Below are 26,648 nucleotides of genomic sequence, written 5' to 3' on the forward strand. Positions count from 1 at the left end.
GGTCAGCTCAGCGCTCGGGCCTCCGCGATGATCTGCGTCTTGCTGGGAACGTTCGCCGTACCGGCGTACAGCGCCAGTACGGCGTACTGGCGTTGACCCAGCAGCGTGGTCATCGTGGAGACGGCCGACTGACTGGCGCCCGAGGTCAGGATGAGGTTGGCCAGGCCGGTCTGGGTCGGGACGATGTGGAAACGGGACTCGGTGCTGTCCGCCTTGATGACGTGCTCACCGGCGGCAAGTGTCGAGGTGTCGATCAGGGCGCCGTTCTCGATCGGCTTCCCGTCGAGGGTGATCGTCGCGGATCCGCTGACGGCGATCCGAAGCTGCTGCGCGCGGTCGACCTTCTGACCGGCGGCGGGGCTGAGCACGACCGGCTTGCCGCGCTGCAGGAACGCGGAGTTCCACCCGTACAGCTCCGCCGGGCGGTTCGTGATGACGCCGTCGACGCCGGCTTTCTCCAGCGCGTCCCAGCGAGTCGCGTCGTCGACCGTCCACACGTTCACCGCGACACCCTGCGCGTGCAGCTCGGCGACGATACCCGGGCGGGCCCGGAACGCGGCGTCCGACGGGTTGTACGCCGACAGCCCGAGATCCTTCGCGATCGCGACCGGGTCGGGGTCGAGCGTGCTGCGCAGCAGCCCGAGCGGGAGCTCCGGCGCCAGCTCGTGCATCCAGCGCAGGTGCTGCGGCTCGAAGCTCTGCACGAAGACGCGGCTGGCCATCGAGCGGCTGCGGATCTCGGTGACGATCCGCGCGACCGACTCCCGGGTGTGCGCGCCCTTCACCTCCAGCAGCAGGTTGCCGCCGCGGGTCTTGAGCCCGTCGAGCTGCTGCCCGAGCGTCGGAACCCGCTGCCCGGCGAACGCCGGCGCGAACCACGAGCCCGCGTCGAGCCCGGCGACCTGCGCCGCGGTCAGGTTCCGTACGGCGCCGGTCCCGTCGGTCGTCCGGTCGACGGTGTCGTCATGCAGGATCACCGGTACGCCGTCCTTCGTCGGCTGCACGTCGTTCTCGATCCACTCCGCCCGCGCCCGGCGGGCGATCTCGTCGGACGCGGCCGTGTTCTCCGGCGCGGCACTCGACCCGCCGCGGTGCGCCCAGACCCGCAGCGGATCACCGGCCTTGCGGACGAACGACTCCTTCGCCAGCGGCGTCACCTTGAGGTCGTCGAACGACACCGTCGCGCCGTTCACCAGCAACGCCTGTACGCCGGTGGCACTGCGGCCGACCATCGTGGTGCGCAGGGCCTCGCGGCCCTCGACGTACCAGGTGGCCCGCGCGCCGCGGACCTCGACCGCGACGGCGACCTCCTTGCCGACGCCGACCGTGATCGGCGCGGCCGCGGTGTCGGTGACGTTCCAGGTGTTCGCCGGGGTGCGCTGCGCGAACTCGAGCCCGTTCGTGGCGGTCGCGCCGTTGCGCAGGGTCGCGATCGACCACGGGACGGCGCCCGTCGGCGCGAGGTCGAGGCCGAAGGCGACCCAGCGGCCGGCGTCGACGGCCGACTCGAAGCGCAGGTGGCTCTCGATGCGGAAGTCGGTGAGCGGGGTGCCGAAGGTGATCCGGCTGAGCTGGCTGGCGGTGGCCGACGTACCGGTGAGGCGGCCGTTCTGGACCTTCCAGGTGCCGTCGACGACGGTCCAGCCGGTGGGGAGGGTGGCGCCGTCGAAGGTCTCGTCGATCGTGGGGGTCGGCTGCTCGATGGTGGGCGAGGTTGGTTGCACGGACGGCTCGGCGACGGCGGTCGGGGCAGTGAGGACGGCGGTCACGGTCGCGCTGGTGACCAGGGCGGCGAGGACAGCCCGGGGGCGGCGGGAGGTGAGCTTCATGCCACCCGACCGTAGAAAACTCACGCGAACGGGGCCAGAGCCGGTGATGAACTGCCCACCAACGCGCGGTGGAGCGGGCGATAGGTGAGGATGGCGGCATGAAGCCGGTCATTCTCGACGTCGACACCGGGCTCGACGACGCCTGCGCCCTGCTCCTCGCCGCCCGCCACCCCGGGCTCGACCTGAAAGCCGTCACCTGCGTCGGCGGCAACGTCGGCCTGGACGAGGTCGTGATCAACACCCTCACCGTGCTCGACGCGGCCGGGCGCGCCGACGTACCGGTGGCTCGGGGCGCGGCGCTTCCCCTCCTGCAGCCGGTGCACACCGCACCGCACGTCCACGGCAAGGACGGCCTCGGCGACCTGGACTGGCCGAAGTCAACGCGTACGCCGGACGCCCGGCACGCCGTCGAACTGCTGCGCGACGTACTGCTGGAGGCGGCCGCGTCGGGCGAGCTGATCACGCTGATCCCGCTCGCCCCGATGACGAACATCGCGCTGCTGCTCCGCACGTACCCCGAGGCTGCGCGCGGCCTGCGGGAGATCGTGTTCATGGGCGGCGCGGCAGGCATCGGCAACGCGACAGCCTCAGCAGAATTCAACATCTGGACCGACCCCGAGGCCGCCGCGGTCGTCCTCGCAGCGTCCGGGGAGCTCGGCGTCCCGGTGACGATGTACGGCCTCGACGTCTTCTACGACGTCCAGATCACCCTCCCCGAGGCGGCTGCGCTCGCCGGCTCGACGTCCGGAAACCTCGCCCAACGCCTGATCGAACGCCGCGCCGAGCTCTATCGCGCGCCCCAAGCCAGCATCGGCGACGGCGGCGCCGTCTGCGCAGTCATCGACCCAGAGGGCCTGACCACCCAGGAGTTCCCACTCCGCGTAGAGCTCTCCGGCAGCTGGTCCCGCGGCCGAACCATCGTCGACACCCGCGACTGGACAGGCGACCTCACCTCAGACCCGCACGGCGCTTCCCCGACGGTCGTTCGCGTCGCGACCGCGGTGGACGCCCGCAGGTACGCCGACTTGTGGTTGTCGACGGTGAAGTAGGAGCTGGTACGCCGATCAGTCGCGCTGCGCGCGCCAGGGTGCGCCGGGGCCGGGGCCGGCAACGCTTCCGCCGGCGACCGCCGCAGGCGTACGTCTCGGACGGCATGTCGCGCGACTGCCCGCGCAACGCCAACAGAACGCAGCAACGCGGGCGGCGCGACCGAGCGCGACGCTCACGGCGAGCGCAACGCGACCTCCACGCACCGCCCGCCGCTCCAGGCGCACACGTCTTGCGAACCGCGGCGGCAACTCGCAAACAGCGCGAGGCACACGGCGGAGCGAGCGCAACGCGACCTCCGTGCAGCGCCCGCCGTTCCAGGCGCACACGTGCTGCGAACCACGTCACCTACTCAGGCGCCGCGGGGATCCGCCTCTGCCAACAGCCCCAGCTGTCAGCGACGCCTACCGCATCGGCAACTCGCGAGCCGGGAGCAGCGCGCGGCTGCGGCGCGGGCTATTGCGCGTTGTCCGTTCATCCGGGCGCCCGCCGTCGAGCGGATCAACCGCGAGGCACGCGACGAAGCGAGCGCAACGCCCTCCCTGCACCAATTTCTCCACGCATCAACACCCAGCCAACTCCGTCGCCGGCTCAAACGCTGCGGCATACCCCGCAGCAACAGCCGCGGCGGTCAACGGGACGCCGCGGCGGCAACTCGCGCGACGGATGCCACGCGGCTGCGACGCGACCGACTGCGCGCCAACAGCTCGCCCATCCGCCCGGCGGGTCAGCGGACGGGGACGTCCAACGTCTGCCCGGGGACCACGTCGGCAACGGTGCGGAGGTTGTTGAGGTCGGCGATCTGTTCGACGACGGCCGCGGGGTTGTCCGACGGGTTGGTGGACTGGGCGATCGACCACAGGGTGTCGCCGGCGCCGACCTGGACCTGGACGGTGCGGGTGAACTGGGGCTCGGGGTCGAGGGCGCCGGCGACGCGGAGGCCGAGGACGGCGATGGCGGCGCCGAAGATCAGGACCGAGAGGGTGGTGAGGACAGCGCGGCCGCGGCGGGTGAGCTGCAGGGCCGAGGGTTCGATCTCGGCGACCGGTTGGCGGCCGGCCGGGCGGTGGACGCGGGTCGGCGCGGGCACCAGGTGCAGGCGCGGGCGGGGATCCAGGTCGGTGCCGGAGCAGGCGCGGACGCCGAGCGGGTCGGTCGTCGTACCGTCGATCCGGCGGCGACGCCGGGTCGTGGGGGCGGAGACCTCGGCAGACCGCTGGGCAGGAGCGGGCACCGCGGGAGGCTGCAGCGGGGCGCCCGTCGTGGGGGCTGCCTGCTGGGCTTGTGCTGCCAGAGCCGCTGTGCTCATCGGATCCTCCAGACCCTTTGCCAGACCGTTCCGTGCTGTCGTTCTTCGCTGTCGATCTCTGTCTACCGGGCGGCTCCGACAGTTTTCGTTCGAAGCCGCTCCCGAACACCTGTTCGATCGAACGTCTGTACGAATGATTAACCGCCAGCCGCCCGATCCGCAACTGTTCCAACCAGGACACGCCGAGGAAATTCCCGCCCTATAACCCGACACACGAACAAACGTGCGAACCGACACGCCTTCGAACAGATGTTTGAAGAATCTCAGGATTCGGTCTAACGTCGTGCTCACGCCGATCACGCAAGGCCGAGCCGAGCGACGTTCCGGCGCCGGCCCCCGACCCGAGGAGTGACCACCGATGGCCAGGACGAGCGGTTCCAGCAAGGGCAGCGGTTCGAGCAAGGACAGCGGCACTGCGCGCGGTGCCACCGAGCCGACCGTTTCCGAGCTGCCCGACGGCCCGGCCGACGCGACCGGCCTGACCCCGCGCCAGCGCCGGGTGCTGGACGTCATCCGGGACTCCGTCGACAGCCGCGGATACCCGCCGTCGATGCGCGAGATCGGCGAGAAGGTCGGGCTGACCAGTTCCTCCTCGGTCTCCCACCAGCTCCGCGTGCTCGAGCAGAAGGGCCTGCTCCGCCGCGACCCGAACCGGCCGCGCGCGATCGAGGTCCGCTATCCGGGCGAAGTGGCCGACGCGGCGCGTCGCAACTCGCTGGGCTCGGTGCGGCAGACGTCGTACGACGAGACCGGCGCCGGTGACGCACACCCGGCCGCGGTCTACGTCCCGGTCGTCGGGCAGATCGCCGCCGGTAACCCGATCCTGGCCGAGCAGGACATCGAGGAGGTCTTCCCGTTGCCCAAGGCAATGGTTGGCGAAGGCACCTTGTTCATGCTGAAGGTCAAGGGAGAGTCGATGATCGAGGCCGCGATCTGCGACGGCGACTGGGTGGTCGTGCGTCAGGAGCAGACCGCGGAGAACGGCGACATCGTCGCTGCCATGATCGACGGCGAGGCGACCGTGAAGACGTTCAAGAAGACCGCGAACGAGGTCTGGCTGCTGCCGCACAACCCGGCGTTCGAGCCGATCGACGGACACGACGCGACGATCCTCGGAAAGGTCGTAACAGTTCTGCGGCGTGTCTGACATCTCAGACGGCGCGCGAAGTCGGGCGTGTCGTGTCAGCATTGAGCTATGACGACTGTCTATGACTTCAGCGCCAAACGGATCGAAGGCAATGAACAGTCTCTTGCCGACTTCCGCGACCAGGTGCTCCTGGTGGTGAACACGGCGTCGCAGTGCAGCCAGACCCCGCAGTACACGGGTCTGCAGAAGCTCTACAAGAGTTACCGGAAACAAGGCTTTTCGGTTCTGGGCTTCCCCTGCGACCAGTTCGGCCACCAGGAGCCCGGCGACGAGAACGAGATCGCGAACTTCTGCTCGACGATCTACCACGTGACGTTCCCGATGTTCGCCAAGATCGACGTGAACGGGTCGAAAACCCTGCCGCTGTACAACTGGCTGAAGCGCGAGGCCGGTGGACTGCTCGGCGGGCGGATCAAATGGAACTTCACCAAGTTCCTGGTGGGACGGGACGGCACCGTGATCGCGCGGTACGCGCCGACCGCCACACCGGAGAAACTGGCCGACAAGGTCGAGGCGGCGCTGGCGATGCCGGCGCCGAGCCGGCAGCAGGAATCCAGCGACTGATCACTGCTTGATCGGTGGGATCGATTCCCTACGACAGAGAATGTCTCAGTGTCGCAGGGAATTCGGTGCGAGGGAGCTTGGTGCACCCGCGTGGTCGAGGCCGCGGGACCCAGCGACGAGTCGAAATTCGGTCGGTGGCGAGTCGGTGTGGCTGGGTGATGAGGGCCGGTAGTTGTTGGCTGATGAGCTGACACAGCCGTGGGTGGCGAACCGGCCCAGCTCGGTGGCGCTGTACGAGGCGGCCGCGATCGACTGCGCTCGGTGGGATTGTCGCGCAAGTGCACGGAGAAGCTGGAGCGGGCGATGCCGGCCTCGGTCGCGATCTGCTGGGCACTGAGGGGTACGCCGGGTGCGTGCGCCAGCCCCGGCCGGTCAGCCGACCAGCAACCTCAGCCCCAGCCAGTCGACTAACAGGCACCCCGCCGGGGTAGGTCGCACGAGGGTTTCGGCGCGATGGAGCCTGCGCGGTGCGCGCCGGGTCGTTGCGGAGGACGGCGACAGCGCCCGAGGCGGATCGTGGGCGAGGGCCGGTACTTGCTGTGGTTGACGGGTCGATCAGTCGCGGGTCACCGAGTCCGGGTCGATGTCGAGGCGGAGGCCTCGCCAGACCGGGTGCCGGAGGCGACCGTCGGCGGCCCAGCCGGAGTAGGTGACCTCGGCGACCAGCAGCGGGTCGAGCCAGTGCGCGGCCCGGCGGTCGGTGGCCGGGATGGTGGACGCGTCGAACGGCGGGCTGTCGATCTCCAGACCGGCGAGCTCAGCGCCGAGCAGGTCGAGCATCGCGAAGTCGAGCCCCGAGCCGACCTTGCCGATCAGGACGAGGGTGCCGCCGTCGTCGTACGCACCGCAGTACAGGGAACCGATCCGGCCCTCGCGGTTCCCCTCCCCCGGGTGCCAGCCGCAGAGGATCACGTCGCGGGTCTGGACCGGCTTCACCTTGATCCAGTCGGAGCTGCGCCTGCCCGGGAGATAGCGGGAACGGCGGCGCTTCGCGACCACGCCTTCGAGCCCGGTCGACGCCGACAGGTCGAGAGCTTCCTCGCCGTCGGTGAACGCGTCAGGCACCTCCCAGAACGGATCCTGCAGCTCCAGCGACTCCAGCAGCGCCCGGCGATCGTCGTACGTTGCCTCAAGCAACGACTTCCCGTCGAACCGCAGGATGTCGAAGACCCGCACCGACACCGGCACCTGCAGAATCAGCTGCTTGAGCTGCCGCGGGTCCCGCACATGCATCCGCCGCTGCAACAACCCGAACGACGGCGCACCGTTCTCGTCGAGCGTGACAATCTCACCGTCCAGCACGGCGGGCAGCTGCAGCCCAGGATCCTCAGCCAGCCCAAGCAGCTCCGGATACCCCGCAGACACATCCCGACTGTTCCGCGACCACAGCCGGCAAACCCCCGAGTCGACCTCCGCGATCACCCGGATCCCGTCCCACTTCAACTCGTACGCCCACTCGCCCCCGGACGGCATCGTCCCCAACGCCGCCATCATGGGCAGCACAGGCGGCCCGCCAGAGGGGCTCACCGGCCGACGCTCCCCATCAACTCCGCCTCGCACCGAGCCGTACCCCCGCTGGGCCTACTCCCCAGCAGCTCCGCCCCACGCCCAGCCGTACCACCGCCGGACCTACTCCCCAGCAGCCTCGCCTCACGCCCAGCCGTACCACCGCCGGACCTACTCCCCAGCAGCCTCGCCCCACGCCCAGCCGTACCACCGCCAGACCTACTCCCCAGCAGCTCCACCTCACGCCAGAGCGGTATTCGGCGGGCAGTACTCCCCCACGCCCTGGCCCCACGTGACGCCAGGCCCCAGCGGCCCGCACTCCAGCGCAGCCCGGCCAGCGCAGACTGTTGCGGCTCGCAACGGCCAGGGCCGGCCGGACGCAACCCCGGGGTGCCGTCGGCAGATCTCGCCACCAGCCCTGTCCGCAGCCGCGGAACGCAGCAGGCGACGCCCCGCAGCAGCGCCATCTCGCACTGAGCCGTGCCCCCACTGGGCGTACTCCCCAGCAGCTCCGCCTCACGCCGGAGCGGGATCCGGCGGGCGGCACACCCACACGACCTGGGCCCGCGTGATGCCAGGCCCGCTTCCCAGAGAGGCACTCCCAGCGCACGCTGTTGCGGCTGGCAACGGCCGAGGCCGGCCGGGCGCGGCCCCGGGGTGCGGTCGGCAGCTCTCGCCACCAGCTCTGCGCGCTGCCGTGGAACGCAGCTGGCAACGCCCCGCAACAGCTCCGCCCTGCTTGGGCCGGAGCACCGCAGCGTTGAGCACGCACGCGGGGTCCTGCAGCCAGTGCGCTCGCGTGGCTCGGCTCGGTCTGGGGTGGGGATCCGGGAACCGGTGCTCTCCCGCGGCGCGGGCGCAGGCGTGGGACGGGTGGGGGCGGCGGCCGGAGCGAGTCCGTGGGGCGCTGCGAGGCATCGATCGGTGTTGCCTAGCGAGCTGGTCTCGCGGTGGTGTGGTGCGGTGCGGGCGCGGGGCGGTGCGGGCTCGTGGGGAGCCAGGAGGCAGGGGTCGGCGCTGTCTGGCGAGGTGGTCTCGACTTCGGGCGGTGTGCTGGGAGTGGTGGTGCTCCTCAGTGGCGCAGCCGTGGACGGAAGCGGGGAGCTGGAGGTAACGCGCTCCCCTGGCTCTGTGCGGCCTGGGGCCGGGGCCAGGAATGCGGGGCTTCCCCGCCGCACGGCCGCCGGTGTGCTGCGGGTGGGAGCACCGGGCGGGGCGGGCTCGTGGGGACTTGGGAGGCAGGGGTCGGCGCAGCCTGGTGGGCTGATCTCGCTTTGAGGCGGCGTGCGGCGGGTGAGGGCGCCGGGTGAGGTGAACTCATGGGGAGCTAGGAGGCAGGGGGCGGCGCGGCCTGGTGGGTTGATCTCGCTCTGGGGCAGCGTGCTGCGGGTGAGAGCGCCAGGCCCAGTGGGCTCGTAGGGAGCTGAGAGGCAGGGGTCGGAACAGCCTGGTGGGCTGGTCTCAAGTTGGGGCGGCGTGAGGGTGGTGCTCCTCGGCAGCTCGGGCTCGCCGGGGCGCGGGGCGGTGGGGGCGCCGGGCGGGGCGAGGGGGGTTGCCGGGAGGGGCACGGTTACTCCTCTTGGAGTCGTTTCAGGGCGCCGAGGACTTTCTCACGATCGGCGGTGGGCCACATGGGGGGCAAGGAGGCGCGCAGGAAGGAGCCGTAGCGGGCCGTCACGATGCGGGGGTCTAGGACTGCTACGACGCCGCGGTCGGTGGTTCGGCGGATGAGGCGGCCGGTGCCTTGGGCTAGGAGGAGGGCGGCGTGGGTGGCGGCTACGGACATGAAGCCGTTGCCGCCGGCCTCGTCGACGGCGCGTTGGCGGGCGGCCATCAAAGGCTCGTCGGGGCGCGGGAACGGGATGCGGTCGATGATGACCAGGTTGCAGGTGGAGCCGGGGACGTCGAGGCCCTGCCAGAGGGACAGGGTGCCGAAGAGCGAGGTTTCGGGGTCCTCGATGAACTCCTTGGAGAGTTCGTTCAGGTGGGCGTCGCCTTGGCAGAGGATCTTCAGGTCGGTGGCGTCGCGAACCGCAGCCGTCGCAGCCTCGGCGGCTCGGCGGGAGGAGAACAGGCCGAGGGTACGGCCGCCCGCCGCGGTGACCAGGTCGACGATCTCCTCGAACTGCTTCGAGCCGAGGCCATCGCGGTGCGGCGGCGGGAGGTGCTTGGCGACGTACAGGATCGCCTGCTTCTCGTACTCGAACGGCGAACCGACGTCGAGGCTGCGCCACGGCAGCGGGCCGGTCTCCGCGGCGTCGTCCAGCTCGGGCATCTCGTCGTCGTCGGCCAGCTTGTCGGCCGGGCGCAGCCCGACCTGGCGCGCGATCGCGTCGAAGTCGCCGCCGAGGGTCAGCGTCGCCGACGTCAGCACCGCCGTACGGTCCTTGAGGACGAGCTCGCGAAGCAGGCCCGCGACGGTCAGCGGCGCGATCCGCAGCTCCTTGCCGAAACGGTCGCGGTCGATCAGCCAGACGACGTCCAGGTCGTTCAGCGCGGCGACGCGTTCGGCGACGTCGAAGATCTCCTTCACCGCGCCCTTCGACTGCCGCTTCGCGCCGTCCGGGTCGTCGTCCTTGTCGTCGGACTTCTTGTTCAGGTCGGAGTACACCGCGCGGGCGGTGTCGCGGACCATCGCGGCGGCTTCCAGTACGGCGCCGTTCGCGGCCTCGATGCGGCCCTCGCGGGTCTGGTCGAGGGCGGCGCGCAGGGCGTCCGAGGCGTCGATCAGGTCGTCGGCGTGGTCGTCGTCGACGAACCGGCGGGCGCGCTTCGCGGCGCGCTCGACCATTTGCGGGGAGAGCTCGTCGCCGGCGGCGCCGGTCACGCGGGCGGGGAGCTCATGGGCCTCGTCGACGATCACGACATCGTGCTCGGGGAGGACGGTGCGGTTCTCGAAGGCGTCGATGGAGAGCAGGGCATGGTTGGTGATCACGATGTCGGCCTTGCGGGCCTGCTCCTTGGCCTTCTCGGCGAAGCACTCCTCGCCGTACGGGCACTTCTGCGCGCCGAGGCACTCGCGCGCGGCGATCGCCACCTGCTGCCAGGCCTGGTACTGGTGGGAGGGCGCGTGGTCGCGGTCGCCGGCCTCGCCGTCGAGCAGCTGCTGCTCGGCCCAGTCGCGCAACTCGACGACCTGCTGACCGATCGAGCCCGCGGGCGGGACGTCCACGAGCATGCCCTCGTCGTCCGGCGCGCCTTCGCGGATGCGGTGCAGGCAGGCGTAGTTGTTGCGGCCCTTCTGGATCGCGTACGCCGGGCGGCGCGGGAGCAGCTTCTCGGTCGCGTCGAGGAGCGCGGGGACGTCGCGGTCGACGAGCTGCGACTGGAGCGCGAGGGTAGCCGTCGAGACGACGACGCGGCGGTTCTCTGCCGCGTGGACGAGGGCGGGGACCAGGTAGCCGAGGGACTTACCGGTACCTGTCCCGGCTTGGATGAGGAGGTGCGAGCCGTCGTGCATGGCGGCGTCCACCGCCTCGACCATCGCGACCTGGCCTGGTCGGGTCTGTCCGTTGACCCCGGAGACCGCGGCTTCGAGCAACTCGTGCACATCAACACCCACCGCAACACCCTAGCTGGGCGGGCGGACAAGTTTTGCCAGTTGTGGTGGGGGTGTGGAGAAGGTCGGTGCCTGCTGGGGATGGTGGGGATGCGGCAGGGGCTCAGGTCGAGGCGGTCGGAGACGAGCCCGAGTTGCTCTGGTCGTTTGGCAGGTGAGGGGAGCCACCTGAGGACGGCGGGGATGCGGCCGGGGAGGTCGGCGGGGGCTGAGCTCGCGGCGGCAGGAGAAATACGTACAGTTCTCAGCCGGTTCTGAAGGTGACGCGGGAACGCCCCAGATGCTGAGGATGGCGGGGATGCGGCCGGGGAGGTCTGCGGGGGGCCGCCGCGGCCGGAAGAGATTTGCAGTTGTTTCAGCCCCGTGTGGGTGGCATGGGTCTGGGGGGTGGCATGGGCCGTGCGGGAAGTCGCATGGGAACGCCCCCAACGCCGCGCATGGAAACGCCCCCGGCGCAGTGCGCCGGGGGCGGGGGTCAGACGACGGCGCCTCGGTCGGGTTCGCTGTCTCGGTCTCGTTGGACTCGTTTGGGGCGGGGAGGCGGCGCGGGGTAGCGCTTTTCGAGTTCAACGAGGAGAGGGGCTGCTGTGAGGTTGGAGGAGTAGGTGCCGACCAGGATTCCCAGGAGGAGGGCTAGGGCGAAGTCGCCCAGGGAGTCGCCGCCTAGGAACAACAGGGCGGTGAGAATGAAGAGGGTGGAGATGCCGGTGTTGATGGTTCTCGGGAGGACGTTGACGATGGCGGTGTCGATGACCGGGCCCAGCGCCTCCGTGGAGCGGGCGTTGCGGGTTTCGCGGATTCGGTCGAAGACGACGACCGAGTCGTTGACCGTGTAGCCGATGATGGTGAGCATGGCGGCCAGGAAGATGCCGTCGATCGGTTTGCCGGTCCAGGCGAAGACGCCGACGACCACTGCCACGTTCTGGAGCAGGGCCAGGACGGCGCCGGCGCCGAAGGTCCAGCGGAAGCGGATGGCCAGGTAGATGAGCTGAGCCAGCAGGGCCACCCCGAGGGCGATCAGGGCCTTGTTGCGGAGCTCGTTGCCGAGCGACGGGCCGATGCTCTCGTTGCGGATGAGTTCGGTGCCGCCGCCGATGCGGGAGATCGACTCGCGGATCTTCTCCGCCTCGTCGTTGCTGATCGTGGTGGTGCGGACGGTGATGTCGTCGGTGCCGGAGGACTGGACGACGGCGTTCGGGTAGCCCGCTTCGGACACCGCGGCGCGCGCCTGGTCGGGGGTGATCGGCTGCGCGGTGCTGACCTCGAGCAGGCGGCCGCCGGTGAACTCGATGCCGAGATTGAGGCCGCGGATCGCGACGCCGGCGACGCTGACCACGATCGCGATCATCGTGATCACCAGCCAGCGGCGGCTGTGCTTCATCAGGGCCGGGCTCTTCGCCTCCAGCCAGGTGCGGACGCGGCCGTGGCCGGCGATGCCGCTCAGGCCCGGGCGGTTCAGCACGAACTTGCGCGAGACGGCGAACTCGGCGAACACCCGGGTGACGACCAGCGCCGACAGCATCGACGCGATCACACCGATCGACAGCGTGACTCCGAAACCTCGTACCGGCCCGGCGGCCAGGAAGAACAGCAACCCGGCCGCGAGCAGCGTCGTCACGTTGGAGTCGGCGATCGCGGACAGCGCGTTCTGGAAACCGCTGCGCAGCGAGCGGCGCAAGCCGTCGGTCCGCCCGCCGATGAAGTCTTCCCGGGCTCGCTCGAAGACCAAGACGTTCGCGTCCACCGCCATGCCGATCGCGAGCACGAAGCCCGCCAGGCCGGGCAAGGTGAGGGTCGCCCCGATCGCGGTCAGCGCGGCGTACGACATCCCGGCGTAGGTGATCAGGCCGATCACGGCCATCAGGCCGACCAGGCGGTAGACCATCACGATGAAGATCGCGGTCAGCGCGACGCCGATGATGCCGGCCAGCGCGCTGGCCTGGATGGCGTCCTTGCCGAGCGACGGGCCGACCACGCGCTGGTCGATGACCTCGACTGGCAGCGGCAGCGCGCCGCCGGAGATCAGCGCGGACAGGTCCTTCGCCTCGGCCTCGGCGAAGTTGCCGGTGATGGTCGAGCCGTTGCCGGGCAGGCCGACGTTGCACAGGGTGGTGCCGCCGTTGGGGTCGACCTGCGGCGCGGTGAGCACCTCGTTGTCGAGCACGATGGCGATCAGGCGGCCCGGCGTACCGGCCGGCTGGCAGGCGGCCTTGCCGGTGATCTGGGACCAGACCTTGCCACCGTCGTCCTTGAAGTTCAGCTGCACGATCCAGCCCGCGGCGACCTGCTGCGGGTCGAGCACGGCCTCGGCGCCACCGACCTTGTCACCGGTCATCGCCGGCTTGGCCAGCTTCAGTACGCCGCCGCCACCGCCCTCGTTCGGCAGGTAGAGGTCACCGGCGGCCGCGTTCGGCGGCTTGGAAGCGACCTGGTCCAGCACCTCGTGGAAGCTCAGCTGCGCGGTCTTGCCGATCACCTCCGCGGCCTCGCGCGGGTCCTGGACACCGGGCAGCTCGACGATGATCCGCTTGTCGCCCTGCCGGGTGACGCTCGGCTCGGCGACGCCGAGCGCGTCGATCCGGCGGCGCAGCACCTCGAGCGCCTTGTCGGTGTTCTCGGCGTTCGCCTTGGCCGTCGGGGAGTCGCTGGTCTCCAGGACGATCTGGGTGCCACCCCGCAGGTCCAGGCCGAGCTCCGGCTTCGCGGTCAGGACGGTGTACGTCGACGCCGCGAGGACAAGGAACGCGAACAACGCGCGGACCAGGGACGACCGGTTCACTACGAGCCTCCGGGAGATGGGCACCCTGGGTACGGGTGTCGTGACGCAGAGCAGACCACGGTGCGTGGAACGCACAGTGTACGGAGCCGACCAAGTCACCGGCCAGAAAGCATTCGCGGCCGATTCAACGTTGCAGAGCAGGGAAACGGCCCACCCGTGCCATGGCATCAGCGGGCAGCAGAACTGATTGACGCGTCAGGTGAGCACGCCCTAACTTCTCGTCACATCGCTCGCTCCGTAACCGCTCCAGGACCGAGTGTGATCACCCCTCCGCCCCGGTGGGTGACCGAGTTCCCCGAGGAGGAACCGTGCGTCGTATCCGCCTTGCCCTCGCCGCCGTCGTCGTACCGGCGATCGCCCTGACCACCGCCGGCACCGCCGGTGCCGCTCCCGCCCCCGAGCCGGGTGGCCGGATCATCCTGGTCCAGAAGGCGCCCGCCGAACCCGGCACCAGCGCCGTCAAGGACACCTACATCGTCGAGCTGAAGCAGGGTGTGAAGCTGAAGAGCTCGCTCGGGATCGCGCCGCAGCGCACGTACAGCAGCGCGGTCAACGGCTTCACCGCCAAGCTCACGCCGACCCAGCTGGCGACACTGCAGAAGAGCCCCGAGGTGGTCGCCATCTCCGAGGACGTGTACGTCGCGAACGCCCTCGACACCACCCAGAACAACCCGCCGTCGTGGGGCATCGACCGGATCGACCAGCGCAACCTGCCGCTGTCGCGCTCCTACACCTACACCCGGACCGGCACCGGCGTGCACGCCTACATCATCGACTCCGGCGTCGACCCGAGCCACCCGAACTTCGGCGGCCGGGCCAGCTTCGACTTCAACGGCCTGGACAGCAACAACACCGACTGCAACGGCCACGGCACCCACGTCGCCGGCACGATCGGCTCCACGTCGTACGGCGTCGCCAAGAACGTCCGGCTGCACGGTGTGAAGTGGCTGAACTGCAGCGGCGGCGGTACGGCGTCGGCCGCGATCGCCGCCGTCGACTGGGTGACCCGCAACGCGGTGAAGCCCGCCGTCGCGAACACCTCCTGGAACTTCAGCGCGAACACCACCCTGGAGAACTCGCTGCGCCGGATGATCAGCTCCGGCGTCTTCCTGGCCACCTCGGCCGGCAACACCGGCGCCAACTCCTGCAACCTGCTGCCGCGCAAGATCGAGACCGCGCTGGTCACCGCGGCCAGCACCAGCACCGACGCGCGGGCGTCGTACTCGAGCACGGGGTCCTGCGTCGACGTGTACGCACCGGGCTCGGCGATCGTCTCCACGCTGCCGGGCAACACCACCGGCTCCTACAACGGCACCTCGATGGCCACCCCGCACGTCGCGGGCGTCGCGGCGCTCTACCTGCAGACCAGCCCGTCGGCCACGCCGGCGACGGTCAAGTCCTACATCGAGGCCAACGCGACCCCGAACGTGGTCAGCGGTGGCGCCACCGGCGGCACGGTCAACCGCCTGCTGTTCAGCAACGGGCTCTAGTCGTCTGAGTCAGCCGTCGTACCGTGCTGCCACCACAGCCGGTACGGCGGCGCAGCTGTTACTCGGGAGCGTCCAGACCGTTCTCGATCGCGTAGCGAACCAGCTCGGCCCGGTTGTGCAACTGCAGCTTGCGCAGCGTGTTCTGCACGTGGTTCTCCACCGTCCGGTGCGACAGGACCAGCCGCAACGCGATCTGCTTCGCGGTGAGCCCCCGCGCGACCAGCCGCAGCACCTCGGTCTCCCGCTCGGTCAGCTGCGGCACCTCCGGCCCGGCACCGAGCCGCCGGTACTCCCCCAGCAGCAGCCCGGCCAGCCCGGCCGAGAAGACCGCGTCCCCCTCAGCAGTACGCCGTACGGCGTCGTCGAACTCCTCCAGGGACGCCGACTTCACCAGGTACCCCGACGCGCCGTTCTTCACAGCAGCCAGTACGTCGCTCTGCTCCGCGCTCGCCGACAGCACCAGCACCCGCGTGTCCGGCAGCGCCTGCGTGATCTCCCGGGTCGCGTCCACACCCGACCCGTCGCCGAGCTGCAGGTCCATCACCACCACGTCGGGCCGGGTCGCCAGCGCGATCTTCACCGCCGACGCGACGTCGGACGCGGTCGCGCACACGTCGTACCCCCGGGTCCCCAGGTCACGGGCAACACCTTCGCGCCACATCGGGTGGTCGTCCACGATCATCACTCGGGTCATCTCGACACCGTCATCTCCCACTCGGTTCCTTCACCAGGCGCTGTCCGCACGAAGACGCTGCCGCCCAGATCGGTGATCCGGCCGCGGATCGACTGGCTGACCCCGAGGCGCCCGTCACCGTGCGCCGCCTCCAGCCGGTCCGGCGTGGTCCCGGCGCCGTCGTCGCGCACCGACACCATCACCTCGCCGCCCAGGTCCTCGACCACGACCCACGACCGCGCGTCAGGACCAGCATGCTTCACGACGTTGCTCAGCGCCTCCTTGACCGCGGCAACCAGTTCGCCGACCACCTCGACCGGCAGCACCACCGGCCCGGCCGGTACGACGACGTCGACGCGCGTCGTGGCCAGCGGCAACAACGCCCCGCACAGGTCGATCTGGCCGGTCCCGGACGGCGCCGGCCGGGACGCCATCAGCGAGCGCAGCGCGACCTCCTGCTCGGCCGCCAGCGCCGCCAGCTCGACGGCCTCGCCGCCGATCGCCGTACCGCGCCGCTGGACCTGGGCGAGCACCTGCAGGACGCCGTCGTGGATCGACCGGCTGAGCCGCAGCCGCTCCGCGGTCGCGCTCTCGGCGGCGATTGCCTCGCGCAACCGTGCGTTCGCGCGGCGCATCGTCGTCGCGGCGTACCCGACGACCAGGCCGGCGACCAGCAGCAGCTGCACGTTGGCGAGGATCTTCGACACGTTGTCCACGCCACGCAACGAAAGCAGAGCGAGACTCACCGTGACCGCGCCGACCAGTCCCCCGTCGCGACCGCGCGCGATCGCCAGCGCGAGCACCGGGCCGGCCGCCCAGACCGAGGTCAGCACCGACGCTCCCGCGCGGATGTCGAGCAATGGTTGCGCGAGCAACGTCGCGTACATGCACCCGATCGTGACCACCAGATCGACGACCGCGAGCCGGGTGGTCCGGAACCGGCTGTAGCCCACGCAGACGACCGCCGTCCACAAACCCATCACCGCCAGCTGCAGCAGCGCGCCGGACGGTCGCACGATGCCCGTCCAGCGCACCCAGACGCCGAAGCAGGCGAAGCCGAAGGTGATCACCCGGAACACGACCAGAGCCCGCCACAACGGCTGCAGCAGATCGGCGCGGTCGGAGTTCACCGGCACAGTCTGCCAAGGCACCGGGCCGCGACGCTGCGTCGTCGTACTCCAGTGATCTGAGTGGTATTACCCGGTGCCCAGGTGCAGGATTCCCCGCACGAATCCGGAAATTTGATCAGAACCACTTCAGCATCGCCCGTTTTCCCCGTACTGTCGCGCAGAAGTTCCACGCTCGGGGGAGCACGTGGTCACGCTGCGTCATGTCACAAACCACGCGTAGCGGACCTTTCACACGCAGGAGGGGAATCGTGCGCAAAGTATCTGCCGGGCTGTTCAGCCTGGCCCTGGCGGCGACGATCGGGCTGAGCTTCGCTCAGTCCGGGACCGCCGCATCGCCCCAGGAGGGCCCGGCCGTCACCGCCAACGAGCAGGCGACGTCCGACGAACTGCCCAGCCCGCTCGAGGACAAGCGCCGCGAGCTGCGCCAGGAAGCACTGACCAAGGTGCTGAACGGCTCTGCCAAGATCGAGAAGCGCGGTGCCAGCACCGTCGTCAAGCTGGGCAAGAAGACCGCCGCCGCGAAGGGCATCGAGGGTCAGCGGGCCAAGGGCTCCAAGGCCAAGGTCGACCAGTACGTCGAGCTGAGCCGGGAGAAGACCGACCGGATCTTCGTCGTGCTCGCCGAGTTCGGCAACGAGCGGCACCCGAACTACCCCGACCAGGACACCGCTGCGAACGTGCCCGGTCCGACGACGTTCGAGGGCCCGCTGCACAACGCGATCCCGGAGCCGGACCGCGCGGTCGACAACTCGACCGTCTGGCAGCCCGACTACAACCGCAAGCACTTCCAGGACATGTACTTCGGCTCCGGCAACTCGGTGAAGAAGTACTACGAGAAGCAGTCCTCGGGCCGCTACTCGGTGTCCGGCACGGTCACCGACTGGGTCAAGGTCAAGTACAACGAGGCGCGCTACGGCCGCTCGAACGGCTACCCGTGCACCGGCAACGTCTGCAACAACACCTGGGCGCTGGTCCAGGACGCCGTCAACCAGTGGGTCGTCGACCAGAAGGCGGCCGGCCGGACCACGGCCCAGATCAAGGCCGACCTGGCGACGTTCGACCAGTGGGACCGTTACGACTTCGACGGTGACGGCAACTTCAACGAGCCCGACGGCTACATCGACCACTTCCAGATCGTCCACTCCGGCGGCGACCAGGCCGACGGTGACCCGCACCAGGGTGAGGACGCGATCTGGTCGCACCGCTGGTACGTCGGCGTCAACGGCGGCCCGGCCAACAACCCGGCCGGCGGCGCGCAGGTCGGCGACACCGGCCTGTGGGTCGGCGACTACACGATCCAGCCGGAGAACGGCGGGATCAGCGTCTTCGCCCACGAGTACGGTCACGACCTCGGTCTGCCGGACCTGTACGACACCTCCGGTGCGGCGGTCGAGAACGGCGTCAACTGGTGGTCGATCATGGCCCAGAGCCGGGTCGGCAAGCCGAGCGACGGCGGCATCGGCGAGCAGGCGGCCGACTTCGGCGCCTGGGAGAAGCTGCAGCTGGGCTGGCTGGACTACGAGATCGTGAAGGCCGGCCAGAACAAGACCGTCGACCTCGGCCCGCACGAGTACAACTCGGCCAAGGCCCAGGGGCTGGTCGTCACGCTGCCGAAGAAGTCGGTCACCACGCCGCTGCAGCCGCCGACGGCGGGCAGCAAGTCGTGGTGGAGCGGTGAGGGCGACGAGTTCACCCACACCATGAACCGCCAGATCGCGATCCCGGCCGGCAGCACCTCGCTGACCTTCAAGGCGAACTGGCAGATCGAGGACTGCGACACCACGGCGTGCGACTACGCCTACGTCGAGGTCAACGACGGCACCGGCTACAAGCCGATCGCCGGCAACATCACCAAGGCGGCCGAGGGCAACGGCATCGACGGCGAGAGCGGCGGCTGGGTTCCGGCCACCTTCGACCTGTCGGCCTACGCCGGTAAGACGGTCGGCCTGCAGTTCCGCTACACCACCGACGCCAACACCGGTGGCTACGGCTTCTTCGCCGACGAGATCAAGGTGACCAACGGCGCCACCACGGTGCTCGACTCGGGTGCCGAGGCCTCGCCGGAGGGCTGGACGCTGAACGGCTTCAGCTCGGTCGGTTCGACCATCACGACGCTGTACGACAACTACTACCTGGCGTCGCACCTGAACTACGTGTCGTACGACGCGCACCTCAAGACCGGCCCGTACAACTTCGGGTTCGGTGCCGCGCTGCCCGACAAGGTGGAGCACTTCCCGTACCAGGACGGCCTGCTGATCTCGTACTGGGACGCCTCGCAGGGCGACAACAACACCAACCAGCACCCGGGCGAGGGCCTGATCCTGCCGATCGACTCGCACCCGGCCCCGATCAACCGTCTCGACGGTCAGATCTGGCGTCCGCGGATCGGCGGCTACGACGCGCCGTTCGGGCTGGAGAAGGCGGACTCGTTCACGCTGCACGTGAACGGCTCGCCGAGCTACATCCGCGGCCAGGACGGCGTGAAGACGTTCAACGACAGCAAGTCCTACTGGGACGCGGCGCAGCCGCAGAACAGTGTCAAGGTGCCGAACAACAAGGTGAACATCACCGTGGTGTCGCGGACCGGGACGACGATGAAGGTCAAGGTGTCGGCGCGCAACTGATGCGCTGAAACCACGAAGGGCCCCCGGGGAAACCCGGGGGCCCTTCCGTTTGTCCCTGCTTAGATCGACGCGACCTGGTACGGCGCCAGCTCGCCCGCGAGCTGCGGGTGCACCCGCGCGGTCAGCCTGGTCCCGTCGCCGGTGTGCTCGAGGGTGTCGACAGCTCCCTCGGAGTGCACCCGGGAGACCAGGTCGCCCCGGTCGTACGGGAGCAGCGCGTCGACGGTGATGTGCGGCTGCGGCAGCGACGCCTCGACCAGCGCCTTCAGCTTGTCGATGCCCTCGCCGGTCCGGGCCGAGACCACGAGCGCACCGGTCTCCCGGTGCAGGATCGGGGCCAGCGCCAGCGGGTCGGCCAGGTCGCCCTTGTTGATCACGATGATCTCCGGGACGTCGACCGCCCCGATCTCCGCGAGCACCTCGCGGACGGCCTGGATCTGGGCCACCGGGTCGGGGTGCGACCCGTCGACCACGTGCAGCAGCAGGTCGGCGTCGGCGACCTCCTCCAGCGTCGAGCGGAACGCCTCGACGATGTCGTGCGGCAGGTGCCGGACGAACCCGACGGTGTCGGTGAACGTGTAGACCCGGCCGTCGGAGGTCGTCGTACGGCGCGTGGTCGGGTCCAGGGTCGCGAACAGCGCGTTCTCGACCAGGACACCGGCGCCGGTGATCGCGTTCAGCAGCGAGGACTTGCCGGCGTTGGTGTAGCCGGCGATCGCCACCGACGGCACCGAGTGCCGGCGGCGCTCCTGACGCATCGTCGAGCGGGTGCCCTTCATCTCCTTCAGCTCGCGGCGGAGCTTGGAGATCTTGGTGTTGATCCGGCGCCGGTCGGTCTCGATCTTGGTCTCACCCGGACCACGACCACCAATACCGCCACCGGCCGCACCGACCCGGCCACCGGCCTGGCGGGACAGGTTGCCACCCCAACCACGCAGGCGCTGCTTCATGTACTGCAGCTGGGCCAGCTCGACCTGGGCCTTGCCTTCCTTGCTCTTCGCGTGCTGCGCGAAGATGTCCAGGATCAGCGCGGTCCGGTCGACCACCTTGACCTTGAGCCGGTCCTCCAGGTTGCGCAGCTGCGCGGGAGCCAGCTCACCGTCGGCGATCACCGTGTCGGCGCCGAGCGCGGCGACCAGGTTGCGCAGGTCGGCCACCTTGCCGGAGCCGATGAACGTCGCCGGGTCGGGCTTCTTGCGGCGCTGGATCACGCCGTCGAGCACCTCGGAGCCGGCGGTCTCGGCGAGCAGCTTCAGCTCGGCCAGCGAGTTGTCGGCGTCCTCGGCGCTGCCCTCGGTCCACACGCCGACCAGCAGCACGCGCTCCAGCAGCAGCTTGCGGTACTCGACCTCGCTGATGTCGGTCAGCTCGGTCGACATCCCGACCACGCGCCGCAGCGAGTGGCGTTCCTCGAGCTCCAGGCCGTCCAGGCCCGGGCCCTCGTCGTCGTAACCCGTCGACGAAGTCTCCTCGTCGTCGAGCACGTCGTCCTGGCTCAGGTCGAGGTCGACGTCGTTGATCTCTTCGTATGCGTTCGAATGGGTCGTCATATACCTTCCATCGTGGCACGGCTCACCCGTACGGGCGACCCGATTACTACTCTCAACGACCCCGTCACCCGGTGAATTCCCGTTCAGGCAGGAAGCCAGCCCCGGTCGAACTCACCGCGGGCGTGCACGACGGCCGGTCCCCGCAGCTCCAGGTGGTTGTCGGCACGCCACGTCACCGCCACCTCACCACCCGGTACGCCGACCCGGTACGTGACCGGCCGCTGCTGCCTTGCCGCCAGCGTGGCGGCCACGGTGACCGCGCAGGTCCCGGTCCCGCAGGAGCGGGTCTCCCCCGCGCCGCGCTCGTGGACACGCATCTGGACGTCGTACGGGCCCCGGCGGACCACGAACTCGACGTTCACGCCGGCCGGGAAAGCCTCTTCCGGCGACCAGGCGGGCTGGTCGACCAGGTGCCCCGGCTCGCGCAGGTCGTCGACGAACGCGACCGCGTGCGGGTTGCCCATGTCGACGGCGACGGCCGGCCACTGGTGCCCGTTCGCCTCGACGACGACGCCGGCCGGTCCGACGACCGGCTCACCCAGGTCGGCAGTGATCGTGCCGTCGTCGTGGACGACGACCTCCTTGACTCCCGCGCGGGTACCGATCCGGACCGGTTTGCCCGCCGTCAGGCCCTCGTCGACCAGATACCGGACGAAGACCCGGATCCCGTTGCCGCACATCTCCGCGGTCGAGCCGTCAGCGTTGCGGTAGTCCATGAACCACTCGCCGCCGTCCTCGACGTACGACTGCTTGGAGCCCTCGATCACCCGCAGCACGCCGTCGGCGCCGATCCCGGCGTACCGGTCGCAGAGGAACCGGACCAGCTCCGGCTCCAGGTCCCCGTGCACCGAGCCGTCCGGGTCCGGCAGCAGCACGAAGTCGTTCTCGGTGCCGTGACCCTTCAGCCAGGGAAAAGTGCTCATACGCAGATCGTACGGTTGTCCCATGGAGATCGCGTACTTCTGGGAGCGCGAGGACGCCGCGGCGGTCGCCTCGCAGCTGGGTGGGGAGCTGCGGCGCGGGCGCTTCCACGGCGAGGACGACGACGAGGACCACCCCTGGCTGGTGCTCCTGCCGGGTCCCGCGGACCTCGCCGTCGTCGAGGCGTACGACGGGTGGCTGGAGCCGGCCGACGAGCAGCCGGCTCCGGAGCCACCGCCGTTGCCTACGGCACCGAAGCGGTTGAAGAAGGGTTAGCGGGGCCAGAGCTGGTGGACCGTCGCCGCTGATCCGCCGCCGCGGCGTTTCGGTTCGGCTGCGGCCAGGTAGCCGCCGCCGGGGAGGAACTCCAGTGCCGCGACCGCGCCGATCTCGGCGGCCGAGGTGAGCGCGTCACCGGCGAGCACCAGCTTGTGCCCGTACGGCGTGAGCTGGTCCTCGTAGGCGTCGATGAACGCGGGCTCCGCGGTCACGGTCGCGGTATTGCGCTGCGAGGCCCGCGGTGCGGCGACCGCTTCCGGCAGCGTCATGCCGCGGTCGAGCCGGTTGGTCAGCGTCTGCAGAACCGTGGTGATGATCGTCGAACCACCCGGCGAACCGAGCGCCAGGAACGGCTTGCCGTGCTTGAGCACGATGGTCGGCGACATCGACGAGCGCGGCCGCTTGTTGGCCTCGATCCGGTTCGGGTCGGCCGGGTCCGGGAGGGCGCTGAAGTCGGTCAGCTCGTTGTTGAGCAGGAAGCCGCGGCCGGGGACGGTGATGCCGGAGCCACCGGTCTGCTCGATGGTCAGCGTGTACGACACGACGTTGCCCCACTTGTCGGAGGCGACCAGGTGCGTGGTCGACAGGCCCTCGGTGTCGGGGCGCTCGGCCTTGCTGACACCGGGCGCGCAGGCGGCGTACGAGCCGTCGGGCGATCCCGGCTTGACCGGCTTCACGGCCGCCTTCGCCGGGTCGATCTGGCAGGAGCGCTCGGCGCCGAAGCCCTTCGAGAGCAGCTGCTTGGTCGGGACGTCGACGAACTTCGGGTCGCCGACGTACGCGCCGCGGTCGGCGAACGCCAGCGCCGACGCCTCGAGGTAGTTGTGCAGGGCATCCGGTGTCGACAGCTTGGACAGCTTCTTCGGGGCCAGGATGTTCAGCGCCTCGCCGACCGTCGTACCGCCGGACGAGGACGGCGCCATGCCGTACACGTCGAGGCCGTCGTAGCTGACCCTCGTCGGGTCCTGCTTGAGCACCTTGTACTTCGCGAGGTCGGCCGTGGTCAGGTGGCCGGGGAACATCGGCAGCGTCGCCCCGGCGGCTTTCGGCGGCGTCTTCACCACCTTCGAGATCTCGGCCGCGAGCGGGCCGCGGTAGAACGCGGACGGGCCCTCCCGGCCGATCAGGTCGTACGTCCTGGCCAGCTCCCGGTTGCGGAACACCGATCCGACCTGCGGCGCGTCACCGTTGGGCAGGAACAGCTTCGCCGTCGGGACGACCTGCGCGAAGCGGGCCTTGTTGTCCAGCGTCTGGCTGCGGAAGGTCTCGTCGACCACGAAGCCACGGTCGGCCAGGTCGGCGGCGGGCTTGATCGCCTTCCGCAGCGGCAGCGAGCCCCACGACTTCAGCGCCGAGTCCCAGGTCGCCAGCGTTCCCGGTACGCCGACCGAGACGCCGGACGTGACGAGCTGCGCGAACGGGTACGGCTGGCCGGTGGCCTTGTCCACGAACGCGTCCCCGGGCATCGCTGCCGGCGCGGTCTCGCGGCCGTCGATCGTGAACACCTTGCGCTGCTTGGCGCTGTAGTAGACGAAGTAGCCGCCACCGCCGATCCCGGCCGAGTACGGCTCGGTGACGCCGAGCGCGGCGGCGGTCGCGACGGCCGCGTCGACGGCGTTGCCGCCACGGCGCAGGACGCCGATGCCGACGTTGGTGGCCTCGGGGTCGACCGAGGCGACGGCGCCGCCGAAGCCGATCGCGGTCGCGTTCTTCACAGGCGGTTTCGGCGCGTGGTGCTGGTTCTGGGCGGTGGGGCTCGCCTGGGCGGGGACGCCGCCGGCGGTGAGGCCGGTCAGGACGAGCGCTCCCGCGGTCAGCGACGCGGCCAGTTTCTTCGGTGTCACCGGGGTCCTCCGCAGGGTTCGGCGTACAGGGACAGGCCCTGCCTACCCGAACGCAGAGTGCTGCGCCAGTTCTGGCGCGTCAGGAAACCGTGCAGGAGTCCAGGAATCGGCGGACCAGGTCGTCGTTCCAGTCCTGGTGCTCGATCGGCAGCTTGGCGACCAGCCAGCTCTCTCCGAGCCGGACCTGACCGACCTCGCGGCCGCCGGTGCTGCCGACGTGGAAGACCTTGCCGCCGGTCTCGACCGCGCGGATCCCGCTCAGCGGCTGCGGCTCGGCCGCCGCGAACAGCTCCAGCTGCATCGCGGTGTCGGCGGTCCGCGCGCTCGGCGGGGTCAGTACGACGCGCTTGGCCGCGGCCTGCGGTGCGGCCGTCCAGCCCGCCGGGGTCAGCGTGCAGCCGATCGCGTTCCAGGGCTTGGCGTTGCCGACCAGCTCGACGACGGCCGCGGAGTACGTCGACATCGTCTCGTCGCTGTCCGCGGCCGAGGGCGTCGCCGAACCGGCGGTCGCCGGCTGCTGCGGCTGGGTCTGCGCCGGGGCCGTCGCGTCGGTGGCGACCTCCGCCTCGCCACCGCCCCACCACTTCACCTGGTTGCCGACGGCCAGGACGGCGGTGGTCGCCGCCGCCACGCAGAGGACACCGGTCACCCGGCGGCGCGCCCGGATCCGGAACAGCGCCCGGCGCCCGCGGCGTACGTCCGCGTCCACGTCCGCCGGTGGCAGGCCGTCGACCGCTCGGTCGGCGAACTCCTCCAGCAGCCTCTTCACGTCGTCCACGTCAACTACTCCCGGTCGCAGGGCCCGAGGCCTGGTCGTCGGCCATCAGGTCCTTCAGTCTTTTCAGTGCTTTCGCGGTCTGGCTCTTCACGGTGCCCTCGGTGCAGTCCAGGATCTTCGCGCAGGTCGCCACGTCGAGATCCTGGAAGTAGCGCAGCACCAGGACCGCGCGCTGCCGCGGTGCCAGGTCCAGCAGGGCGCTCCGGACCGCCATCAGGTCGGCATGGTCGGTGACGTCGGGCTCCCGCGGTTCCAGCGGGTCCGCCGTCACCAGCTCGGGGTGCCGGCCGGCGCGGCGCCGCTCGTCGAGGAAGGCGTTCACCAGGATCCGGTGCGCGTACGGCCCGGCACCTTCGTGCCGGATCCGGTGCCAGTGCACGTAGACCCGCGTGCAGGCGGTCTGGACCAGGTCCTCGGCGGTGTGCACGTCCCCCGCGGTGAGCAGCATCGCCGTTCTCAGCAGTCTGGTGCGGTCCGCGAGCACGTACTCGCGGAACTCGGCCTCACGGTCACCCCCTCGCATCGACAGCCCCCAGGCTTTCTTCCACTGTCCCTACGTTCCCGCTGCCCTTTTGGTTGCCTTCGAGGACCTGAATCGCCCGATCGACCAGGTCGGGTGCGTCGTACGGCAACCAGGTGATCCGGGGGTCCTTGCGGAACCAGGAGTCCTGGCGGCGCGCGAAGCGCCGGGTCTGCTGCGCGGTCTGCTCGCGGGCCTCGGCCTCGGAGATCTCGCCGCGGAGCAGGGCAACGACCTGCGGGTAGCCGAGCGCGCGGTTCGCCGTCCGGCCGTCGAGCAGTCCTTGGTCGAGCAGCCCGCGGACCTCGTCGACGAAGCCCTGCTCGAACATCCGGTCCACGCGGCGGCCGATCCGCTCGTCGAGGACCGGGCGCGGTACGTCGAGCCCGAGCTGCACGGAGCCCGGGTAGATGGAGGTGTGCTCGGGCAGCGTCGCGGCGTACGGCTTGCCGGTGATGTGGATGACCTCCAGGGCGCGCACGATCCGGCGGCCGTTGCTGGGCAGGATCTGCCCGGCCGCCGCCGGGTCGAGCTCGGCCAACCGCTGGTGCAGTACGCCGGAGCCGTGCTCGGCGAGCTCGTGCTCCAGCCGGTCGCGCACCTCCGGATCCGTCCCGGGGAACTCGAACACGTCGAGGATCGCCCGGACGTACAGCGCCGAACCGCCGGCCAGCACCGGCAGCACCTGACGGCGCAGACAGTCGTCGATCGCCGCTCGCGCGAGCTGCTGGAACTCCGCCACCGTCGCGGTCTGGGTGATGTCGAGGATGTCGAGCAGGTGGTGCGGTACGCCGGCCCGCTCGGCCGCGGTGACCTTCGCCGTACCGATGTCCATCCCGCGGTAGACCTGGTAGGCGTCGGCGTTCACCACCTCACCGCCCAGGTGCTTGCACAGAGCAACGGACAGGTCGGACTTGCCGGCCGCGGTGGGACCGACGACGGCGACGACGAGTGGTGCGGGCATCGGTCCAGTGTGACAGTCCGAGCCACCTCCGTGACGGAAGGCGTGAACGTTGGGACAAGAGCGACGGGTGGGGGTTGTGGAGAACCGCGCCTGGAGGTAGGAACGGAGAGCAATCACCACGACCCGGGGAGGAAC

At 70.2% G+C, this 26,648-nt stretch carries 19 protein-coding genes; 6 read left to right on the forward strand and 13 right to left on the reverse strand.

Going from position 1 to position 26,648, the window contains the following annotated elements:
- Positions 1 to 2: 2 nt before the first annotated feature.
- The gene (locus tag AB0M01_RS37215) at positions 3 to 1,829 is read right to left on the reverse strand and encodes a glycerophosphodiester phosphodiesterase family protein (protein WP_363677297.1); all 1,827 of its coding nucleotides are present in this window, start codon (positions 1,827 to 1,829) and stop codon (positions 3 to 5) included.
- A gap of 98 nt (positions 1,830 to 1,927) precedes the next feature.
- Here AB0M01_RS37215 and AB0M01_RS37220 point away from each other — a divergent pair, with 98 nt between their 5' ends.
- Positions 1,928 to 2,878, forward strand: a complete 951-nt coding sequence (locus AB0M01_RS37220) for a nucleoside hydrolase (RefSeq protein ID WP_363677298.1) — start codon at positions 1,928 to 1,930, stop codon at positions 2,876 to 2,878.
- A 725-nt stretch (positions 2,879 to 3,603) separates the two neighbouring features.
- Here the strand turns inward: AB0M01_RS37220 and AB0M01_RS37225 are convergent.
- A complete protein-coding gene (locus tag AB0M01_RS37225) occupies positions 3,604 to 4,185 on the reverse strand; it encodes a LysM domain-containing protein (protein WP_363677299.1) in 582 nt (193 codons plus the stop codon).
- A gap of 358 nt (positions 4,186 to 4,543) precedes the next feature.
- Between AB0M01_RS37225 and lexA the strand changes: the two genes are divergently transcribed.
- The gene (lexA, locus tag AB0M01_RS37230) at positions 4,544 to 5,332 is read left to right on the forward strand and encodes a transcriptional repressor LexA (protein ID WP_363677300.1); all 789 of its coding nucleotides are present in this window, start codon (positions 4,544 to 4,546) and stop codon (positions 5,330 to 5,332) included.
- 48 nt (positions 5,333 to 5,380) lie between these two features.
- Positions 5,381 to 5,896 carry a glutathione peroxidase gene (locus AB0M01_RS37235; protein ID WP_363677302.1) on the forward strand — a complete coding sequence of 172 codons (516 nt, stop codon included), beginning with the start codon at positions 5,381 to 5,383 and terminating at the stop codon, positions 5,894 to 5,896.
- Positions 5,897 to 6,451: 555 nt separating this feature from the next.
- Here the strand turns inward: AB0M01_RS37235 and ligD are convergent.
- The 3 genes from ligD to secD form a co-directional block, all read right to left on the reverse strand.
- Positions 6,452 to 7,423 (reverse strand): non-homologous end-joining DNA ligase, encoded by a 972-nt coding sequence (gene ligD / locus AB0M01_RS37240; protein ID WP_363677304.1) that lies wholly within the window; start codon positions 7,421 to 7,423, stop codon positions 6,452 to 6,454.
- 1,549 nt (positions 7,424 to 8,972) lie between these two features.
- Positions 8,973 to 10,886, reverse strand: coding sequence for an ATP-dependent DNA helicase (locus AB0M01_RS37245; RefSeq protein WP_363677421.1), 1,914 nt, complete (start codon positions 10,884 to 10,886; stop codon positions 8,973 to 8,975).
- A gap of 550 nt (positions 10,887 to 11,436) precedes the next feature.
- Entirely contained in the window at positions 11,437 to 13,740 is a 2,304-nt protein-coding gene (secD, locus tag AB0M01_RS37250; protein WP_363677306.1) for a protein translocase subunit SecD, read from the reverse strand.
- Between the two features lie 308 nt (positions 13,741 to 14,048).
- Between secD and AB0M01_RS37255 the strand changes: the two genes are divergently transcribed.
- On the forward strand, positions 14,049 to 15,230 hold the full coding sequence (locus tag AB0M01_RS37255; protein WP_363677308.1) for a S8 family peptidase: 1,182 nt from the start codon (positions 14,049 to 14,051) through the stop codon (positions 15,228 to 15,230).
- A gap of 58 nt (positions 15,231 to 15,288) precedes the next feature.
- Here AB0M01_RS37255 and AB0M01_RS37260 read toward each other — a convergent pair whose 3' ends face one another.
- Together AB0M01_RS37260 and AB0M01_RS37265 are read right to left on the reverse strand one after the other, a co-directional pair.
- A complete protein-coding gene (locus tag AB0M01_RS37260; RefSeq protein WP_363677309.1) occupies positions 15,289 to 15,924 on the reverse strand; it encodes a response regulator transcription factor in 636 nt (211 codons plus the stop codon).
- On the reverse strand, positions 15,921 to 17,033 hold the full coding sequence (locus AB0M01_RS37265; RefSeq protein WP_363677311.1) for a DUF5931 domain-containing protein: 1,113 nt from the start codon (positions 17,031 to 17,033) through the stop codon (positions 15,921 to 15,923). The genes AB0M01_RS37260 and AB0M01_RS37265 overlap by 4 nt, the downstream gene beginning before the upstream one ends.
- 248 nt (positions 17,034 to 17,281) lie before the next feature.
- Between AB0M01_RS37265 and AB0M01_RS37270 the strand changes: the two genes are divergently transcribed.
- Positions 17,282 to 19,657 (forward strand): immune inhibitor A domain-containing protein, encoded by a 2,376-nt coding sequence (locus AB0M01_RS37270; RefSeq protein WP_363677312.1) that lies wholly within the window; start codon positions 17,282 to 17,284, stop codon positions 19,655 to 19,657.
- Positions 19,658 to 19,716: 59 nt separating this feature from the next.
- On the opposite strand, the gene hflX is transcribed toward AB0M01_RS37270, so the two are convergent.
- The gene (hflX, locus tag AB0M01_RS37275) at positions 19,717 to 21,207 is read right to left on the reverse strand and encodes a GTPase HflX (RefSeq protein WP_363677313.1); all 1,491 of its coding nucleotides are present in this window, start codon (positions 21,205 to 21,207) and stop codon (positions 19,717 to 19,719) included.
- 83 nt (positions 21,208 to 21,290) lie between these two features.
- Positions 21,291 to 22,130, reverse strand: coding sequence for a diaminopimelate epimerase (gene dapF, locus AB0M01_RS37280; protein ID WP_363677314.1), 840 nt, complete (start codon positions 22,128 to 22,130; stop codon positions 21,291 to 21,293).
- 22 nt (positions 22,131 to 22,152) lie between these two features.
- Here dapF and AB0M01_RS37285 point away from each other — a divergent pair, with 22 nt between their 5' ends.
- Positions 22,153 to 22,404, forward strand: coding sequence for a hypothetical protein (locus tag AB0M01_RS37285; RefSeq protein ID WP_363677315.1), 252 nt, complete (start codon positions 22,153 to 22,155; stop codon positions 22,402 to 22,404).
- Here the strand turns inward: AB0M01_RS37285 and ggt are convergent.
- The 4 genes from ggt to miaA all read right to left on the reverse strand — a co-directional run bounded on the left by ggt (position 22,401) and on the right by miaA (position 26,513).
- Positions 22,401 to 24,251, reverse strand: coding sequence for a gamma-glutamyltransferase (gene ggt / locus AB0M01_RS37290; protein WP_363677316.1), 1,851 nt, complete (start codon positions 24,249 to 24,251; stop codon positions 22,401 to 22,403). The two genes, AB0M01_RS37285 and ggt, sit on opposite strands and share 4 nt — an antisense overlap.
- Positions 24,252 to 24,330: 79 nt before the next feature.
- Positions 24,331 to 25,029 carry a hypothetical protein gene (locus AB0M01_RS37295; protein WP_363677317.1) on the reverse strand — a complete coding sequence of 233 codons (699 nt, stop codon included), beginning with the start codon at positions 25,027 to 25,029 and terminating at the stop codon, positions 24,331 to 24,333.
- 1 nt (position 25,030) lies between these two features.
- Positions 25,031 to 25,552, reverse strand: a complete 522-nt coding sequence (locus tag AB0M01_RS37300) for a SigE family RNA polymerase sigma factor (protein ID WP_363677318.1) — start codon at positions 25,550 to 25,552, stop codon at positions 25,031 to 25,033.
- Complete coding sequence (gene miaA / locus AB0M01_RS37305) at positions 25,539 to 26,513, reverse strand: tRNA (adenosine(37)-N6)-dimethylallyltransferase MiaA (protein ID WP_363677319.1); 975 nt, start codon at positions 26,511 to 26,513, stop codon at positions 25,539 to 25,541. The genes AB0M01_RS37300 and miaA overlap by 14 nt, the downstream gene beginning before the upstream one ends.
- Between the last annotated feature and the right edge of the window lie 135 nt (positions 26,514 to 26,648).

This window comes from Kribbella sp. NPDC051770, from assembly GCF_040681455.1.
In the GTDB taxonomy this organism is placed as follows: Bacteria; Actinomycetota; Actinomycetes; order Propionibacteriales; family Kribbellaceae; genus Kribbella.

Excerpts from the sequence above, each read along its gene's own strand:
- AB0M01_RS37215 (WP_363677297.1), bottom strand. The coding sequence starts at position 1,829 with ATGAAGCTCACCTCCCGCCGCCCCCGGGCTGTCCTCGCCGCCCTGGTC.
- AB0M01_RS37220 (WP_363677298.1), top strand. The coding sequence starts at position 1,928 with ATGAAGCCGGTCATTCTCGACGTCGACACCGGGCTCGACGACGCCTGC.
- AB0M01_RS37225 (WP_363677299.1), bottom strand. The coding sequence starts at position 4,185 with ATGAGCACAGCGGCTCTGGCAGCACAAGCCCAGCAGGCAGCCCCCACG.
- lexA (WP_363677300.1), top strand. The coding sequence starts at position 4,544 with ATGGCCAGGACGAGCGGTTCCAGCAAGGGCAGCGGTTCGAGCAAGGAC.
- AB0M01_RS37235 (WP_363677302.1), top strand. The coding sequence starts at position 5,381 with ATGACGACTGTCTATGACTTCAGCGCCAAACGGATCGAAGGCAATGAA.
- AB0M01_RS37245 (WP_363677421.1), bottom strand. The coding sequence starts at position 10,886 with ATGGTCGAGGCGGTGGACGCCGCCATGCACGACGGCTCGCACCTCCTC.
- AB0M01_RS37260 (WP_363677309.1), bottom strand. The coding sequence starts at position 15,924 with ATGACCCGAGTGATGATCGTGGACGACCACCCGATGTGGCGCGAAGGT.
- hflX (WP_363677313.1), bottom strand. The coding sequence starts at position 21,207 with ATGACGACCCATTCGAACGCATACGAAGAGATCAACGACGTCGACCTC.
- dapF (WP_363677314.1), bottom strand. The coding sequence starts at position 22,130 with ATGAGCACTTTTCCCTGGCTGAAGGGTCACGGCACCGAGAACGACTTC.
- AB0M01_RS37285 (WP_363677315.1), top strand. The coding sequence starts at position 22,153 with ATGGAGATCGCGTACTTCTGGGAGCGCGAGGACGCCGCGGCGGTCGCC.
- AB0M01_RS37300 (WP_363677318.1), bottom strand. The coding sequence starts at position 25,552 with ATGCGAGGGGGTGACCGTGAGGCCGAGTTCCGCGAGTACGTGCTCGCG.
- miaA (WP_363677319.1), bottom strand. The coding sequence starts at position 26,513 with ATGCCCGCACCACTCGTCGTCGCCGTCGTCGGTCCCACCGCGGCCGGC.